15 protein-coding genes and 1 tRNA gene are annotated in these 15,374 nt (G+C 64.8%); 11 read left to right on the forward strand and 5 right to left on the reverse strand.

Translation table 11 applies throughout. The features are described 5' to 3' along the window. Positions 1–130 precede the first annotated feature (130 nt). The 5 genes from RMCB_RS21585 to RMCB_RS21605 all read left to right on the forward strand — a co-directional run bounded on the left by RMCB_RS21585 (position 131) and on the right by RMCB_RS21605 (position 5,143). On the forward strand, positions 131–1,246 hold the full coding sequence (locus tag RMCB_RS21585) for a CBASS cGAMP-activated phospholipase (protein ID WP_011560565.1): 1,116 nt from the start codon (positions 131–133) through the stop codon (positions 1,244–1,246). After that, positions 1,233–2,246 carry an SMODS domain-containing nucleotidyltransferase gene (locus RMCB_RS21590; protein ID WP_005110610.1) on the forward strand — a complete coding sequence of 338 codons (1,014 nt, stop codon included), beginning with the start codon at positions 1,233–1,235 and terminating at the stop codon, positions 2,244–2,246. Before RMCB_RS21585 ends, RMCB_RS21590 begins: the two co-directional genes overlap by 14 nt. Further along, positions 2,243–4,018, forward strand: coding sequence for a ThiF family adenylyltransferase (locus tag RMCB_RS21595; protein WP_011768281.1), 1,776 nt, complete (start codon positions 2,243–2,245; stop codon positions 4,016–4,018). Before RMCB_RS21590 ends, RMCB_RS21595 begins: the two co-directional genes overlap by 4 nt. Beyond that, positions 4,015–4,257 carry a hypothetical protein gene (locus RMCB_RS21600; RefSeq protein WP_005110614.1) on the forward strand — a complete coding sequence of 81 codons (243 nt, stop codon included), beginning with the start codon at positions 4,015–4,017 and terminating at the stop codon, positions 4,255–4,257. Before RMCB_RS21595 ends, RMCB_RS21600 begins: the two co-directional genes overlap by 4 nt. Before the next feature lie 349 nt (positions 4,258–4,606). Then, positions 4,607–5,143, forward strand: coding sequence for an HD domain-containing protein (locus RMCB_RS21605; protein WP_005110615.1), 537 nt, complete (start codon positions 4,607–4,609; stop codon positions 5,141–5,143). Between the two features lie 8 nt (positions 5,144–5,151). On the opposite strand, the gene RMCB_RS21610 is transcribed toward RMCB_RS21605, so the two are convergent. After that, the gene (locus RMCB_RS21610) at positions 5,152–5,619 is read right to left on the reverse strand and encodes an NUDIX hydrolase (protein WP_005110618.1); all 468 of its coding nucleotides are present in this window, start codon (positions 5,617–5,619) and stop codon (positions 5,152–5,154) included. 6 nt (positions 5,620–5,625) lie between these two features. Continuing rightward, the gene (locus RMCB_RS21615) at positions 5,626–6,426 is read right to left on the reverse strand and encodes a hypothetical protein (protein ID WP_011560562.1); all 801 of its coding nucleotides are present in this window, start codon (positions 6,424–6,426) and stop codon (positions 5,626–5,628) included. A 253-nt stretch (positions 6,427–6,679) separates the two neighbouring features. Here RMCB_RS21615 and RMCB_RS21620 point away from each other — a divergent pair, with 253 nt between their 5' ends. The 4 genes from RMCB_RS21620 to RMCB_RS21635 all read left to right on the forward strand — a co-directional run bounded on the left by RMCB_RS21620 (position 6,680) and on the right by RMCB_RS21635 (position 11,902). Then, complete coding sequence (locus tag RMCB_RS21620; RefSeq protein ID WP_011560561.1) at positions 6,680–7,024, forward strand: SCO3933 family regulatory protein; 345 nt, start codon at positions 6,680–6,682, stop codon at positions 7,022–7,024. Positions 7,025–7,116: 92 nt separating this feature from the next. Further along, complete coding sequence (locus RMCB_RS21625; protein ID WP_017205322.1) at positions 7,117–8,562, forward strand: FtsK/SpoIIIE domain-containing protein; 1,446 nt, start codon at positions 7,117–7,119, stop codon at positions 8,560–8,562. Between the two features lie 4 nt (positions 8,563–8,566). Further along, positions 8,567–10,066, forward strand: coding sequence for a replication initiator (locus RMCB_RS21630; protein WP_011560559.1), 1,500 nt, complete (start codon positions 8,567–8,569; stop codon positions 10,064–10,066). Positions 10,067–10,255: 189 nt separating this feature from the next. Then, positions 10,256–11,902: a recombinase family protein gene (locus tag RMCB_RS21635; RefSeq protein ID WP_011560558.1), complete on the forward strand. Its 1,647-nt coding sequence runs from the start codon at positions 10,256–10,258 to the stop codon at positions 11,900–11,902. Here RMCB_RS21635 and RMCB_RS21640 read toward each other — a convergent pair. Next, a tRNA-Leu gene (locus RMCB_RS21640) sits at positions 11,884–11,969 on the reverse strand. The two genes, RMCB_RS21635 and RMCB_RS21640, sit on opposite strands and share 19 nt — an antisense overlap. 117 nt (positions 11,970–12,086) lie before the next feature. Between RMCB_RS21640 and RMCB_RS21645 the strand changes: the two genes are divergently transcribed. Together RMCB_RS21645 and RMCB_RS21650 are read left to right on the forward strand one after the other, a co-directional pair. Next, positions 12,087–13,430, forward strand: a complete 1,344-nt coding sequence (locus tag RMCB_RS21645) for a M20/M25/M40 family metallo-hydrolase (protein ID WP_062830414.1) — start codon at positions 12,087–12,089, stop codon at positions 13,428–13,430. 9 nt (positions 13,431–13,439) lie between these two features. After that, positions 13,440–13,964: a YbhB/YbcL family Raf kinase inhibitor-like protein gene (locus RMCB_RS21650; RefSeq protein ID WP_062830415.1), complete on the forward strand. Its 525-nt coding sequence runs from the start codon at positions 13,440–13,442 to the stop codon at positions 13,962–13,964. Between the two features lie 87 nt (positions 13,965–14,051). On the opposite strand, the gene RMCB_RS21655 is transcribed toward RMCB_RS21650, so the two are convergent. Both RMCB_RS21655 and RMCB_RS21660 read right to left on the reverse strand, forming a co-directional pair. Continuing rightward, positions 14,052–15,113: a quinone-dependent dihydroorotate dehydrogenase gene (locus RMCB_RS21655; RefSeq protein WP_072278526.1), complete on the reverse strand. Its 1,062-nt coding sequence runs from the start codon at positions 15,111–15,113 to the stop codon at positions 14,052–14,054. Further along, complete coding sequence (locus RMCB_RS21660) at positions 15,113–15,373, reverse strand: DUF5703 family protein (protein ID WP_029368317.1); 261 nt, start codon at positions 15,371–15,373, stop codon at positions 15,113–15,115. Before RMCB_RS21660 ends, RMCB_RS21655 begins: the two co-directional genes overlap by 1 nt. Position 15,374 lies beyond the last annotated feature (1 nt).

A 15,374-nucleotide genomic window follows, 5' to 3' on the forward strand; every position in this document is an offset into this window, starting at 1 on the left:
ACGGTTTCGGTCTCGACGGAGCCGGCAAATGCTGAGCCGGAGCATTGACATGGCTGCTGGCTGCGCGGGTCCCCACGCCGGTGGCAATAACGGCTAGGTCGTTGTCGGCGGAGCGGCGTAGTCTAGTTACATGGATGTAGTTCCCGCGACGCCTGCCAACCTTGATAATGGTACGTCCTCGCCGGGACCTGGCGAATTCGCCGCGCAGGTCTATCCAGCAGCCGAGCGCGAGGCGGCTGGCCCGCGCCCCGAGCGCTTCCAGGTCCTCGCTCTCGATGGAGGGGGCGCCAAGGCGTTGTTCACTGCGCATGTGCTTGCACGTCTGGAGCAGGATCTGGGCGTTAGGATCACCGATTCCTTCGACCTCATTGCTGGCACGTCGGCGGGCGGCATCGTCGCACTGGGTCTCGGTGCGGGCCTCACGCCGAAGGAGATTGTCTCCCACTACGAAGAACTGGTCGAGAAAGTCTTTCCGGCGTCGAGGCGGCGAGGATGGCGCCGACCACGGCAGCTGAGATCGCCCATCTATGACGCAGAGGCGCTGCGGCAAGCGTTGACCGGCGTCCTCGGAGCCCGACTCCTTGGCGACAGCACGAAGCGACTCGTCATTCCCGCGTGGGATGTACAACGCGGGGCCGTGCACATCTTCAAGACTCCGCACCACACACGGCTGACCCGCGACTGGCGCATACCGATGGTGGACGTTGCACTGGCGACCTCGGCGGCGCCGCTGTACTTCCCCGCGGCGTACGTCGACGGACACAGGCTCATTGACGGCGGAGTATGGGCCAACAACCCGGCTGTCGTCGCGATCGCCGAGGCCGTCAGCATGCTCGGTGTTCCTCTCGACGCGATTACCGTCCTCAACGTCGGCACCATTGATCAGCTGACCGATCACCCCAAGCGCTTGGACCGCGGCGGACTCTTACACTGGGCAAGACCGATTGCCCCGCTGATCCTTAACGCCAGCAGCCGTGGCGGACAGGGCCTCGCCGAACACTTGATCGGCAAATCCAACTACACGCGCTTCGACGCTCTAGTGCCCGGCGGCCTCTACGCACTGGACTCGGCGGACCCAAAGGACGTGGCCGGCCTCGCTGCCTCAGTCAGCCGAGAACTCAGCCCTAGCTACACCGCGAAATTCGCTGACCACCAGGCGCCCGCATACACACCGGTGAACGGACGCCGACACCGCGACGATCCGGGCAGCATTTCACACACGGAGGCCCCCAATGCAACTCGCTGACCACTTCAACGTCTTGCTGAAAGACACGGTCAATCTCAGCCAGTTCAAACTGGACCTACTCAACCAGCGCGTCGAAGCCATCTACAAGGCACTCAAAGCCGACGTCGAAATCGGTGCGCTGATCACCGGCAAGACGCCGCAAGGCTCCTGGGCACACCGCACGATCATCAACCCCGTCGGTGACAACGAGTTCGACGCCGACTTCATGCTCGACATGAGCCAGAACCCGGACTGGGCCGACAACCCCAAGACCTACATCGATGAGGTCTACGCAGCCCTGCATCGGCACAGCACCTACGGCACCATGCCGCACTCACGTAAGTGCCGCTGCGCGCGGCTCGTCTACGCCAACTCCATGCACGTCGACATCGTCCCTCACCTCAACCTGGCCGACGGTCGAGAGGTCATCGTCAACCGCGACGACAACGAGTGGGAGCTGACGAACCCGCAGGGTTTCACCGATTGGATGAAGAAACAGGACTCTATCGCCAGCGGGAACTTACGCAAAGTGATCAGACTCATGAAATACCTTCGTGATCACAAGAATTCGTTCACCGGCACACGTTCAGTCCTGCTGACCACCATGCTGGGGGAGCAGGTAACAGACTTGCGCAAGCTCCTGGACCCGAGTTACTACAGCAACGTCCCCACAACTCTTCTTCATGTCGTGCAAGACCTCGACACCTGGTTGCAAGCGAACCCGATCAAGCCCTCCATCGCCGACCCGTCCGGTTCCGGCGTGACGTTCGACCACCGGTGGGGACCAGACCCCGAGAGCGCTCAGGCGACCTACAGCTACTTCCGTGACCGAATCCACGTGCATGCCGCCGACATCGAAGCGGCCTACGAGGAGAAAGACAAAGACCGCAGTGTCCAGCTGTGGCAGAACATCTTCGGCGACGGATTCAAGGCGCCGGCCACAACAACCGCTAGCGCGAAGTTTCCAGCAGCCACCTCTGCCGCGGACTCAACAGTGGGGCGCTCTGGTCGGGCAGGGTGACCAGACGCCACCAGCCCACGCTGACGGGCTGGCAGAAGCATCTCCTCGCCGAACTCAAAGCGCTAGCGCAACAACGTCCCAACGAAATCCAGGTCCGAGGAAGACCCACGCTCGACGCTAGCGGCGAGGCGTCGCTCCGCATCTCGCTACGCACGGCCGCCATCCCGCATCATCCGGGTGGCCTGCAACTTCAAGAGACCGAGGAGTTCATCCTTCAGCTTCGCCCCTCTTCGTACTCGCTACCGGCTATCGACGTTGATCACACTCGGTTTCTCGGCTACCCCCATGTGCTCGCGGGTCAACGACTATGCATCTATTTGGATCCTTCACGGGAATGGCAGCCGACGCTTGGTGTGGCCGGCCTACTCACCCGCCTTTGGGACTGGCTCGTCGACGCGGCCGCCGGAAACTTCGACGCCGCCACCGCCATGTACCACGCTGTTGGCGGAGTGCCGCATCAGGCACATGACACACCGACGATCGTTACCCGAGAACCCGGACCGGCGAAGCGCCACCAAACGGCTCACCTGATCGCCCGGTCAACGCACCGATACGACCTGACGTACTCGCCTGGAGCTGCCGGGCATCGCGTACCGGTAATTACCCTGGCCACCGCGCTGCCGTTCGGTGCCGCATCCACATTCGCGCTACTGCTTGCTCTCCTGGACGACCCCTACCTTGACCGCCTCGAAGGACGGGCTCCCCGGATCGCACCGCAATCGCCGGCGTTCCTCACCGCCCTCCTGGCGAGTGCGTTACGAAATCACCACGACGCCGAGCAATACTTCGTCCTCGCCGTGCCGCACCCCGCTGGAGGCCCACCCCACCTCTTGGGCGGACGGCTCCCCACCCCAACGGCGAATGCGCTCCGCGAGGTCGCGCAGCAACGGGGTGTGGGGGTTGTTCTCGACCCCGCGAAGATCAACACTGAAATCCCGATTGAGTGGTGCAGGATGTCCGACGAACGACCCGAAGTGACAACCCGCCGCGACGACGGCCGCCCCGTGAACGGATTTCAACGAAAGACTGTCCACATCTGGGGCTGCGGCGGGCTCGGATCATGGATCGCCGAATTCATCGCTCGCGCAGGAGCATCGGAGATCACCGTGTGCGACCCTGGCATCGTCACCGGCGGCTTGCTCGTCCGACAAAACTACGTCGAAGACGACATTGGCCGTTCCAAAGCCGAGGCACTCGCTGGACGGCTCCGCGCGATCCGTGATGACCTGACGGTCACCGTCGCAGAAGGGCACCTCCCAGAAGACCACACGTCATGCCTGGCAGCGGATCTCATCATCGACGCCACAGTGAACAACGGCATCACGAGCTGTCTCGATGCGTTGGCAACTGCGCCGACGCGAAAGGCATTGATCGCTCAGGTCGCCACAGACGCTCGCTCTGGCACGCTCGGCCTAGCCGTGCTGTGCGCCGCAAGCGCAACAGCGACAGTTTCCAGCATCGATCAAGACGCTGGCCGAACAATCCAGGGCGACAGCGGACTTGAGCTCTACCACACGCTGTGGCAAGAACCCAGCGATGACGAACTTATACCAACCAGGGGCTGCTCGGTCCCCACATTCCACGGCTCGGCAGCCGACCTCGTAGCGGTCGCAGCCACACTCGTCAACCTGATCGGAAGCCACCTCCAACAACCGGACTCCGCGGTTTCGGGCACACACCTCATCGCTCTGCCGCACGCGGCCAGCGGCCCCCGACACCACTTCCTCCCCGGTGTAACGCACCCCATGGATCACACAGCAGGGACAGAATGAGGGCAACGGAACGTCAACGCAATGCCCCATCAGAGGGCGTCATTGTCGAGCGTCTTCGCACCGAGGCAACCAACTGGATCAACGCCGTGGCGCTCCAATCAGGACGCATCGACCGACGCTTCAACAAGCGGCACGCCGACCACGTGGAACTCCAAACTCTTGAACGTGACCTGCACTTCTTCCTGTTAGCGGCGGTACGCCTTCGCCGCTGTATCGAGCAGGTGTCTCGATACCAGTAAAGAAAGTTCTCACATCGCAGGTCAGCGACGGTCAGGCTATTGGTCCGGCCTGCCGCTCGCGGCGTCTCGATGCGGCGAGCAGCGAGGGCAGCTGCGCCTCGTCGTGATGCCAGCGCTGTGGCCTGCGACTTAGTTCCGGCGCCGGTCGTGGGTGCATGCATGCGTGGCGGCGGACGGAGGGCGGAGCGCAGGGAGCGGCGCGGACGGGAGCGCCAGCGGACGGGAGCAGAGCGAGCGTAGCGAAGCCTGCTGGTGGCCGCCGGTTCCTGCGGGTCGCGGGTGTCCAGGATCTGCGCCATCAGCCGCGACGGGGCTGCGGCATGGTGCTGGGGCTCGTAGGCTGGCGGTTGTGAGCGTAGTTTTGGCGCAGCGTGCACGGCGCGAGGCCGAGGCGCGGCTGGCTGAGCAGCCGCGGCGGTTGGCGCATGTCCGGGGGGTCGCGACGACTGCCGAGCGGTTGAGCCGGCGTTTCGATGCTCAAACGGCGGACTGTCTGGTCGCGGCGGGGTGGTTGCACGATATCGGTTACGCACCGTCGGTGCGCCGGACCGGTTTTCATCCCCTTGATGGAGCGGAGTTCGTGCGATCGGCGGGTTTCGGGGAGCTGGTCGCTTCCTTGGTGGCCTTTCATACCGGAGCGCACGCGGAGGCTGCCGAGCGGGGCTTGTCGGGTTTGTCCGCGTTCAGCGATCCGCCCAGCAATGTCCTTGATGCGTTGACTTTTTGCGATCTGACGACTGGACCTGACGGGGCGCCGATATCACCGCGAGATCGACTACGCGACGTGTTGGCGCGTTATGGATCCGAGGACCCGGTGCACCGGGCGGTCGACGCGGGCCGCGACGAATTGTTGGCGGCGGTCCGGCGAGTACGCGACTGGCTGTAGCCCAGCGGTCAGCCGAGGTAGGGGCTGTCGCGGCGTTGCAGGTAGTGCTCGACGCGCAGTCGCATCGACGGATGCATATCCAGGCCAGCGATGTCGTCGGGGGCAGTCCAGGCGATGTCGGTGCTTTCGTGGTCGATGGCGAGGGTCCCGCCGAGCACCGTGGTGGCGAACAGTAGCGAGAATTGTTGGCGCACTTCGCCATCGGTGAACGCGACCACGTGGTGGGGGTTGGTGTAGACACCGACCAGACCCGTGACTTCGACGTCGAGCCCGGTTTCTTCTTTGACTTCCCGCACGGCGGTGTCGGCGATGGTTTCGCCGATGTCGTGTCCGCCGCCGGGTAACGCCCACAGGGTGTTGTCGCGGCGTTTGATCAGCAGAATACGACCTTGTTCGTCGGTGACGATGGCCGAGGCGGACGGAACGACACTGTTGGGCGCCGGGGCGTTGGGGTCATTGTAGTAGTCGGTGCGCATCGGGGGTCAGCCTTTCGCGGTCAGCGGTCTGGCGCGGTTCCAGACCTGGGTGAAAGCGTCTTCGAGGGTGGTCCAGAGCCTTGGCTCATGGTGACGTGACAGAACCAGCACAGGGTTGTTGCGCCCGGGTGAGCCGTAGATGTGGAAGTTGACAATCATGGCGTCATCGACCCGAAAGATCGACGTGTAGAGCGCGGTGTCGTGGGTGCGAATGTCCAGCCCCGGGGTACAAGCGTGAGGGGCGAGCAACTCCACCGACGTGCGGCAGCGGGCGATGACAGCCTCGCCGATCCCTTCCTCCTCACCGCGCAAGATCGTGGTCGCAGTGTCGGGATCCCCGACGAGAAACCGCACCGACACACCGCGGGCGGCGGCGGCGAGCAGGGTGTCGAGGAATCCGTCGAGGGTGTCGAACAGGAACGTGGCCGCGAGCACGAGGATGTCGATGCCGGTGGTGGCGTCGGCGAAATGCTGCTGCCACGTCGTGATCGGCAGCTGAGTACGGCTGGCATACAGGGTCGCGGTGAATGGCCCACCCGCAGACGCTGTTGTCACTGCACGGGGGGTAGCGGCCGGGTACTGCTTGGGCCACAGGTCATGCGGAGTGCAGTCGAGCACCTCGCTGGCGCTGCGGGCGTTGTGTTCGCGAATTCTGTAGTCGCTATCGGCCAGCCAGCGTCGCACCGACTTGATATCGACACCCACCGCGGTGGCGAACCGCTGCGAGGACAGACCTTTGGCCTGTAGCCGCTGCGCGAGGCGATCGTTGGGAGTGATGGCGGCCTCGGTGCCGTCCTGCTCGTCCATCGTGTCAGCGCACATCTTCCCGTGTCGTCCGTATCCATCCTTCAGCGCGTGGTGTCTAGTTTGCCATGCGATTGCCGCCACCCTGCGGCGATAGTGTCGGTGTGATGTCCGTGGGTATGTCCGGCCGTGTCCGAAATGCCCGTGGATGTGTCGGAAATGTCGGCACATGTCTCTCGCAACGTCCGTGATGTCCACGTGAACTGAATCCAGCGCCGGACCGGCGTCAACATCTCACGAAAGGACTAGTAGGACAATGCGTTTGAGAATCGATACGTCTGGAACTCGTTTTATCGTCACCCGCGCTCCGGAGCCACGGCTGAACTTCGAAACCGGCGCCCCGAAAGTCGACACCGCCACCGGGATGCCGATGTACGCCACCCAGGTCCTCGCGCTGGATGACTCCGGCGGCGAAGTACTCAATGTCACCGTGGCAGGAGACCCCAAAGTTACAGTCACGCAGTCTATTTCGGTGGTTGGTCTGGTGGCCATCCCGTGGGCCCAAGGTGATCGCAGCGGGGTGGCGTTCCGCGCTGATGCCCTCACCCCCGCCACCGCCAGTGGTGCTGCGCCGAGTGAGCAGACACGCCCGCAGAAGTAACCCCAAGCGGGTGTGGGGTGCGGTGAACCGATCACCGCACCCCGCCACCCCGGGCATTGCTGTTGACCACACGCTCACGGAGGGCATCTCTCATGACATCGAACAATAAGAACACCACCAACAGTGGATCAGGCGATGACGACTGGTTCGGAGAACTGGTCATGTCGCTGTTCACCGCAGCCGGGTATGTGCTCTGGTGGGCGGTGCTGTTCCCGGCGATCAACGTGCCCATCATCGCCAGCCTCGTGCTTGCCATCAGCCACGGCCCACGCGTGGGCCTGATCTGCGCGATCGTGTGCAGTGCCGGGTATGCGGGCTGGGCCTGGCTCCAACCGGGGTCATTTCGCGCCTGGGTGACCGAACCGGTACGGCGGCGCTGGCTCACGTGGTCGCGCTACACCCGCACCTGGGAATCGACCTGCACCTTGCACGGCCTGACGGCCACACTCGGCGGCCGCACCCTCACTCCCACCCTGCGCACGGTGACAATCGGTAAAACCACCGATGTGCTGGCGGTGCGCATCGTCACCGGCCAGTCCGTGGCAGATTGGCATAAACAGTCCGACGCGCTGGCCGCCGCGTGGCGCGCCGACCGCATCAGCATCACCGCCACCTCGCCTGGCGAACTGCGCATCACTTTAATGCGGGCAGACGTGCTCGCTGAACCGATCGTCCTGCCCATGCCCGCCCCGGCAACCCCGGTGGACCTGGCGCTGGTGCGGGTCGGGATCACCGAAACGCGGCATTGGTGGCAAGTGCCGCTGCTCGGTCACCATGTGCTGATCGCCGGGGCAACCGGCGCAGGTAAAGGCTCAGTGCTGTGGTCGTTGATCGCCGGCATCGCCCCCGCGGTGAAGACCGGACTGGTGCGGTTATGTGTCATCGACCCCAAAGGTGGCATGGAACTCGGTGCCGGAGCACCCCTGTTCACCGTGTTCACCCACGACGCCACCGACACCACCCTGGAGCTGCTACGCCAGCTCGTCACGGTGATGCACGCCCGGGCGAATCGTCTGCGCGGCCACACCCGACTACACACTCCCACGACGTCGGAGCCGTTGTTCGTGGTAGTGATCGATGAAATCGCAGCACTGAGTGCGTATGTGACCGACCGCAAGGTCCGCACCGAAATCGAACAACTCCTGGGCCTCCTGCTCTCGCAAGGCCGCGCAGTCGGCATCAGCGTCGTCGCCGCGGTGCAAGACCCCGCCAAAGACACCCTGCCGTTAAGGCAGCTGTTCACGGTGCGGATCGGGTTGCGCCTGACTGAAGCCACCCAAACCACTATGGTCCTGGGACAGGGAGCACGCGATGCCGGCGCCGAATGTGACCGCATCCCCGACGCGACACCGGGTGTTGGCTACATGATGGTTGACGGCACCGCCTACGCCCAGCGGGTGCGGGCCTTCCACGTCACCGACCACGACATCACCGCGCTGGCCACTCGGTTCCGCCGACCCCCGAGCCGACCGAACAAGACCCACCAGCCACACAACACCGATACCGGGCACACCGTGGGTGAGGGCAGCGGTGAATAGCTCCATGACATCGGCGCAGCTTGCCCTGCCGGGTGTTCCGGATACAGTTGATACCACCCGAGTGGTCGAGCAGATGGTGCGCCGGGCCGCGTCGATGGGATACCAATCCTGGTGGCGACGAGCAGAATCCGTCGGATTCTGCGCTCACCCCATCCAGCTGATCGGTACCGATGAGTACGGGCGTCAGCGGGTGGTGTGGACGCGGTGCAACAACCGTCGCGCCCACATTTGCCCGTCGTGTTCAGATCTCTACGCCCGCGACACCTGGCAACTCGTGCACGCCGGCGCTGCGGGAGGCCACCACGGCATGCCCACCGCGGTGGGCGATCATCCGCAAGTTTTCCTCACCCTGACTGCCCCCAGCTTCGGGGCCGTCCACACCGCCACGACGTCGGGGGACAAGAAAGCGCAGGTATGCCGAGACCAGCACCGGATCGGCGGCTACCGCCGCTGCCCGCATGGAAAACAATTGTGGTGCAGCATGTCCCATGATCATGGCGACGAGCGGGTCGGTCAGCCGCTCTGTCCGGAGTGCTACGACTATGCCGGGCATGTCCTGTTCGCCTGGCATCTTCCCGAACTGTGGCGACGCTTCACCATCACCATGCGGCGCACCCTCCGCAAAGAACTGAAAGCCACCGGTGTGGATCCGGATGCGGTGCGGGTGAGCTTCATCAAAATCGTCGAACTGCAAGCCCGCGCCATCCCACACATCCACGCCCTGATCCGCCTGGACCCCCAAGACGACCCCGATCAGACCGATTGGGAATCACCCATCGGTGCAGTCGAACTCGCCACCATCATCCAACACGCCGCCCGCACCGTCACGCTCACCATCGACGATCCGACCGCTGATACCGATGCGCGGACGATGCGTTTCGGCACACAGATCGACACCCAACCCCTCGCCGCATCCGCAAAACCAGTGAAAAGTGCTCCACCAGAACCAGAACCAGAACCAGGGTCAGGCTCAGGACGGTCCATGTCTGGCCGGCTGGTGGCACGCTATCTCGCCAAGTATGTCACCAAATCCTTGGTAGACCTCGGAATCAGCGCGCGCCGCCTATCTACGGAAGCCATACCCGACCTGGACGTGTCAGAGCATGTGCGGACCATCCTGACCACCATCAGCGATCTCGCGGACAAAGGACTGTCCGGCATCGGGCGGTGGTTGCACACCCTCGGATTCCGCGGCCACATCACCAGCAAATCCCGCCGTTATTCCACTACCATGACCGTGCTGCGCGAACAGCGCGCCATTTGGACGCGTGAAGAACGCTTGAAAAGCACTGCATACCAATACGATCCCAACTGTGACTTCGCCGGTCGCGATGATCTGGTGGCGTGGGAGTTCGAACGTGCCGGCCTCGGCAGCCTCGGCGATCGCAGTCTCGTCTATTCCGCGGCCCTCCAACGCATCCACTCCCGCCTCATCGGACTGGTAGAAGCACGTCGCCAAGCCCACAACGAACAATGGGATCCGCTAGGGGCAAGCGATGGCTGAAAGATGCCCGACTACGACACATGCTCGCTCCGAGTGTGACGTTCGAGTCGATGCTCCGAACATGTCAGAGGGAGGTGTTGAAATTGACCTGCCGAACCGGTATCGGCTCCCGCGCGAGGCCAACCGCGCGCTGGTAAACGTCATACTGGCTATGCGGGACCGGACGCCTAGATCAGGGAGGGGAGTGGCATGAGCCTCAGGTTCGCCTTCTATGGCCGAGTGAGTACCGAGGACGCCCAAGATCCGGAGGCGAGCCGCAGCTGGCAGAAACGTCGTGCCATCGATCTGATCAGTCCGCATGGCGGCGTCCTCGCCGCCGACTACTTCGATATAGGCCAGAGCCGGTCGCTTCCCTGGAAACGCAGGCCGGAGGCTTCACGTCTGCTCGCAGATGTCACTTCTCGTGGCCGTGGCTTCGATGCCGTCGTGATCGGGGAACCTGCTCGCGCGTTCTACGGACCGCAATTTGCGCTCACCTTCCCGGTGCTCACGCACTACGGGGTCGGCCTATGGGTGCCTGAAGTTGGCGGAGCGGTTGATCCCGGATCCGAGGCACACGACCTCGTGATGACGCTCTTTGGCGGAATGAGCAAGGGAGAACGTGCGCGAATCCAGATGCGCGTGCGTACCGCGATGTCGGCACTCGCGCAGGACACAACCAGATACCTCGGCGGTCGCCCACCGTACGGTTATCAACTCGTCGATGCCGGCCCGCACCCAAACCCCGCCAAGGCAAGTCTTGGGCAGCGTCTTCACCGCCTGGAGCCTGACCCCGAGACCGCCCCGACCGTCGAGCGGATCTATCGCATGTATGCCGATGGTGCTGGCTTGCGCTTCATCGCACAGCAGCTCACCGACGATGGAGTGCCATCACCGAGCCAATACGACCCGGCACGGAACCGGCATCGTGACCCACGTGGATGGTCCCATTCGGCGATCCGCGCCATTCTCGACAACCCTGCGTACCGCGGTATCCGTGTCTGGGGCAAGCAGGAGAAGTATGAGGTCCTTTTGAACCCCGATGATGTCGCCGCGGGATATGAGACTCGCATGCGGTGGCGCGATCGGGCCGACTGGATCGCACCCGATCGACGCACGCACGAAGAGCTGATCCCTGATGAGCTGGCGCAGGCTGTTCGTCTCCGGATGCAGGCGCGGCGTGGTCCCGGTCGCGTGTGCAGCAGAGAATCGACAGTGCCGTATGCGCTGCGTGGGCTGCTGTTCTGCGCCGCATGTGGACGGCGAATGCAGGGCGCCGCCCGGCCGGGGAAGCAAACAACGCGGATCCTCTACCGTTGTGAGTTCGGCAAGTCACGTTCTGTACCTGTGGACCTGAGTGATCATCCGCGCACCGTCTATCTCCGCGAAGACGCAGTGACAGCGCGACTCGACGAATGGATCGCCACTCTGGCCGATCCAGAAGACCTCGCACGCGGGCAAGACGTGGACCCGGCGGCCGGACCTGGCTACGCCGCCTTGCAGCGCCAGCTGAGCGAGGCGAATGCCAAAGTGGCTGCCTTGATCACCGCCGTGGAGTCTGGCGTGGCCGTTGAGGATCTAACTGCTGCGTTGCGTCAACGTACCGCCGAGCGCGACGAGCTGAGGGCACGCGTTGAGCGAGTGGAGCGGCCCCGCGCCATGTGTGCCGCCGAGATCAGTGAGTTAGTTAAGGAGTTAGGCGGACTGTCGGTCATCCTCGGCGCGGCAACCGGAGCTGAGCGCGCCGAGGTGTACGCAAGCTTGGGCCTGCGTCTCGACTACGACCCGCATCTTCGGCGAGTCACGGCGACTGCCGACCTGAGTCGTGTCGCCGGATGTGTCCGAGGGGGGACTTGAACCCCCACGCCCGTTAATAGGGCACTAGCACCTCAAGCTAGCGCGTCTGCCATTCCGCCACTCGGACTTGCCAACCTCAGTGGTTGGGCGCCTAAGGCTAACGGATTGAGGGCCCAGGACCCAAACCAGGTCGGTGCAAGCCGCCGTGTCGGCCCACCGCGCGACGGTGCCTGCAGTGGTACGAATGGTGACTGTGACTGACCCCGTGGGCAGCGCTGACGAAGTGGTCGACATCGTCAGCGCTCTGATCAGGTTCGATACCTCCAATACCGGCGACCCCGCCACGACCAAAGGCGAGGCCGACTGTGCCGAATGGGTCGCTGACCGGCTTCGCGAGGTCGGCTACACCACCGAGTACGTCGAAGCCGGCGCGCCAGGCCGGGGCAACGTGTTCGCGCGGCTGCCCGGCGCCGACCCACAGCGCGGGGCGCTGATGATCCACGGGCACCTCGACGTGGTGCCGGCCGAGCCTGCGGACTGGAGCGTGCACCCGTTCTCCGGTGCGATCAAAGACGGCTATGTCTGGGGCCGGGGCGCGGTCGACATGAAAGACATGGTCGGGATGATGATCGCGGTGGCCCGGCACTTCAAGCGGGCGGGCATCGTGCCGCCGCGCGATCTGGTGTTCGCATTCGTCTCCGATGAGGAGCACGGCGGCACCTACGGGGCGAACTGGCTGGTGGACAACCGGCCCGACTTGTTCGCCGGAGTCACCGAGGCGATCGGCGAGGTCGGTGGATTCTCGTTGACCGTCCCGCGCAAGAACGGCGGTGAGCGGCGGCTCTACCTCATCGAAACAGCCGAGAAGGGGCTGTCCTGGATGCGGTTGACGGCGCGGGGCCGGGCTGGGCACGGGTCGATGGTGCATGACGACAACGCCGTGACGGCGATCGCCGGTGCGGTCGACCGGCTGGGCCGGCACCGCTTCCCGTTGGTCCTCAATGAGGCGGTGGAGCAGTTCCTGGCCGCGGTCTCGGAGGAGACGGGCTACGAGTTCGACGTCAACTCCCCGGACCTGGATGTGGCGATCGAGAAGCTCGGCGGGGTGGCGCGCATCGTGTCGGCCACGCTGCGTGACACGGCCAACCCGACCATGCTGAAAGCCGGCTACAAGGCCAACGTCATTCCGGCCACGGCCGAGGCCGTCGTGGACTGCCGTGTACTGCCGGGCCGCAAGGCGGCGTTCGAGCGGGAGATCGACGAGCTCATCGGGCCGAACGTCACGCGCAGCTGGGAGCGTGACCTGCCGTCGTACCAAACCACCTTCGACGGCGATCTGGTGGACGCGATGAATGCCGCGCTGCTGGCGGTGGATCCCGACGCGCGCATCGTGCCGTACATGCTCTCCGGCGGCACGGACGCGAAATCGTTCCAGCGGTTGGGTATTCGCTGCTTCGGCTTCGCCCCACTGAAGCTGCCGCCGGAGTTGGACTTCGCTGCGCTGTTCCACGGGGTGGACGAGCGGGTACCCGTCGACGCATTACAGTTCGGCGCGAAGGTCCTCGAACATTTCTTGACGCACTGCTGAAAGGGCATCATGAGCAATTCCCCGTACGACAACCTGCCACAGCTTCCGACCTTCACGCTGACCTCGGAGTCGGTGACCGACGGGCAGCCGCTGGGCAACGACCAGGTCAGCGGCATCATGGGCGCGGGTGGTTCCGATGTGTCGCCGCAGCTGAGCTGGTCGGGATTCCCGGCCGAGACCAAGAGCTTCGCCGTCACCATGTACGACCCCGATGCCCCGACCGGATCGGGTTTCTGGCACTGGGCAGTGGCCGATCTGCCCGCTTCCGTCACCGAACTGCCCGCAGGTGCGGGGGACGGCAGCGAATTGCCCGGTGGCGCAGTCACGCTGGCCAACGACGCCGGCCTCAAGCGCTTCATCGGTGCCGCCCCGCCGGCCGGACACGGCCCCCACCGCTACTACATCGCCGTGCACGCGCTGCCCGTCGAGTCGCTCGAACTGCCCGACGGTGCCACGCCGGCCTACCTCGGCTTCAACCTGTTCAGCCAGGCCATCGCTCGCGCCGTCATCCACGGCAACTACGAGCAGAAGTAGCCCCAGCGCAGCACCGCGAGGGTGCGTGTCTGCTCCGCGACACGCCCGCGTGTCAGGCAGCAGACACGCACCCTCGCGGTGTGGTGGTCAGCGGGCGGCCGAGCCCACCGCGTCGGACAGTGATGCGAACCCGCCTGCGTGTAGGCGTTCGGCGATGCCGTCGTGAATCTGCTTGGCCCACAAACCGCCGCCATAGATGAACCCGGTGTAGCCCTGCAGCAGCGTGGCCCCGGAGGTGATCCGGTCCCAGGCGTCGTCGGCCGTCTCGATACCGCCCACGCTGATCAACACCAGCTTGTCGCCCACTCTGCGGTACAGCCGGCGCAGCACCTCAGCCGAACGCCGGGCCACCGGCGGCCCCGAGATGCCGCCCGCCCCGAGGTCGTCGACGCCGGGGGTGGCCAAGCCGTCACGCGAGATCGTGGTGTTGGTCGCGACGATTCCGGCGAGGCCCAATTCCACTGCCAGGTCGGCGATTTCATCGATATCGGCATCGGAGAGGTCGGGCGCGATCTTGACCAGCACCGGCTTGGTGGTCTCTGCCTTGACTGCAGCCAGGATCGGTCGCAGTGAGGCCACCGCCTGCAGGTCGCGCAGCCCGGGGGTGTTGGGGGAACTGACGTTGACCACCACGTAGGCGGCCAGGTTGCCCAGCAGTCGCGCGCTCCGCGCATAGTCCTCGACCGCGCGCTCGGCCGGGGTGACCTTGGTCTTGCCGATGTTCACCCCGATCGGCACTTCGGCAGCGTGCCGGGCCAACCGCATCGCCAGTGCGCCGGCACCCGCGTTGTTGAAGCCCATGCGGTTGAGCAGTGCGCGGTCGTCGGGCAGGCGGAACAGGCGTGGCTGTGGATTGCCCGGTTGGGCGGCGGCGGTCACGGTGCCCACTTCGGCGTACCCGAAACCGAGCGCACCCCAGGTGGCCAGGCCGCGGCCGTCCTTGTCGAATCCGGCGGCCAGTCCCATCGGCCCGGGGAACCGCACCCCGAATACCGTGCTGGCCAGCACCGGGTCGGACGGCGCCAACCAGCGCGTCAGCGCCCGCCGAAACGCCGCCGGGCCCGATGCGATGCGCAACAGCGCGAACACCCAGACATGGATCCGTTCGGGCGGCACCAGGAACAGTGCCCGCCGCAGCGCGCTGTAGATCACGGTGTCGGCTGGTCCGGGGTGCCCGGCGTGGTGGCGGCGGTCTTCCTGCGGCGCAACAGCACCCGTCGACTCCCGTCTGTATAGGCCCGCACCCGGGTGAGTTCCCAGCCGCGGTATTCCGCTTCGATGGACAGTCGGATGGATGCGCTGAGCCTGGTCACGTCGGGTGGCAGCCGCAGCGGCACCCACTCGTACTCGTCGGAGAGCCCCTCGGCGTCCCACCCCGCCGGCATTCGGCCGCGTTGTATCGATGTCATG

The sequence above is a fragment of the Mycolicibacterium brisbanense genome, from assembly GCF_001570425.1.
In the GTDB taxonomy this organism is placed as follows: domain Bacteria; phylum Actinomycetota; class Actinomycetes; order Mycobacteriales; family Mycobacteriaceae; genus Mycobacterium; species Mycobacterium brisbanense.